The sequence below is a fragment of the Pseudomonas sp. SIMBA_068 genome (genome assembly GCF_046534705.1).
In the GTDB taxonomy this organism is placed as follows: Bacteria; Pseudomonadota; Gammaproteobacteria; order Pseudomonadales; family Pseudomonadaceae; genus Aquipseudomonas; species Aquipseudomonas putida.
Genome location: NZ_JAWRYI010001935.1, coordinates 1 through 228, shown reverse-complemented (window position 1 = coordinate 228; position 228 = coordinate 1). Strand labels below are relative to the sequence as shown.

Sequence of the window (228 nt, the reverse complement as noted above, 5' to 3'; positions counted from 1 at the left end):
CCATTCGCACAGTGCGCGAAAGCGTCGGCTGGCGGTTATGTGAGCACGATGGCCGCTATGACTTCTCGACGGTCGCGGCCCGGATGCAGGCCGCAGAGCAGCAGGGCATTCAGCTGAGCTGGACAATCTGCCACTACGGCTGGCCCGCTGGCGTCAGCCTGTTTGACCACGACTTTGTCAGCCGTTTCGCCGCCTTCTGTGGCGCACTGGCCCGCTTCCTGGCCCCCT

1 pseudogene is annotated in these 228 nt (G+C 64.9%); it reads left to right on the top strand.

Annotated elements, in window-relative coordinates:
- A pseudogene (locus tag SB756_RS36540) lies at positions 1–228 on the top strand (beta-glucosidase); the annotation flags it as partial.